The following is a 1,063-nucleotide window of genomic DNA, read 5'->3' as shown; positions in this document are numbered from 1 at the left end:
GCTGGGGCTGCCCGCCGTGGTGGCCGCCGGGCCGGGCGTGCTGGCCGCGCCGGCGGGCGAACGCGCCATCCTTGATGGTTTCCGCGGCCAGTTGTTCATCGGCCCCACCGACGCGGCGCTGGCCGAGGCCGAAGCCATGATCGCGCGGCTGGCGCGGCGCCAGGCCGAAGAGGCGCGCAACCGCCTGCAGCCGGCCGCTACGCTGGACGGCCACGGGCTGGAGATCGCGGCCAACATCAACCGCCCCGACCAGGTGGCGCGCGCGCTCGACCAGGGCGCCGAAAGCGTGGGCCTGATGCGCACCGAATTCCTGTTCCTGGAGCGCGAGCACGTGCCCGACGAGGACGAGCAGTACGCCGTCTACCGCGAGATGGTGCGGGCGCTGGACGGGCGGCCGCTGATCGTGCGCACGCTCGACATCGGCGGCGACAAGCAGGTGCCGCACCTGAACCTGCCGGTGGAAGACAACCCCTTCCTCGGCCTGCGCGGCGCCCGCCTGTGCCTGGAGCGCGACGACCTGATGCGGCCGCAACTGCGCGCCCTGGTGCGGGCGGCGCAGGAAGGGCCGCTGTCGCTGATGTTCCCCATGATCAGCACGGTGGACGAGGTGCGCCGCCTGCGCGAGCGCCTGACCGAGGTGCAGCAGTCGCTGGGCCTGGCGCCCGAACAGGGCGGACGCCCGATTCCGGTCGGCATCATGATCGAGGTGCCCTCGGCCGCGCTGATGGCCGACCGCCTGGCGCCGCACGTGGACTTTTTCTCCATCGGCACCAACGACCTCACGCAGTACACCCTGGCGGTGGACCGCCAGCACCCGCAACTGGCTGGCATGGCCGACAGCTTGCACCCGGCCGTGCTGCGCCTGGTCGCGCAGACGGTGGCCGGCGCGCGCCGCCACGGCCGCTGGGTCGGCGTGTGTGGTGGCCTGGCGGGCGAACCGCTGGGCGCCGCGCTGCTGGCCGGCCTGGGCGTGCAGGAGCTGAGCATGAGCGTTGTCGACATCGCCGCCGTGAAGGCGCTGCTGCGCCGCCACAGCCTGGCCGAGCTGCAGGAACTGGCGCGG

The 1,063-nt window shown here is 73.5% G+C and carries 1 protein-coding gene; it reads left to right on the top strand.

Annotation, left to right across the window (positions count from 1 at the left end; translation table 11 throughout):
* Nucleotides 1-1,063, top strand: a 1,063-nt coding sequence (ptsP, locus tag QQK43_RS23135; protein ID WP_284309634.1) for a phosphoenolpyruvate--protein phosphotransferase, incomplete at both ends; no start/stop codon positions are given.

The sequence above is a fragment of the Hydrogenophaga electricum genome, assembly GCF_030160815.1.
Taxonomy (GTDB): Bacteria; Pseudomonadota; Gammaproteobacteria; order Burkholderiales; family Burkholderiaceae_C; genus Hydrogenophaga; species Hydrogenophaga electricum.
This window is presented reverse-complemented; position numbering and strand designations above follow the sequence as displayed.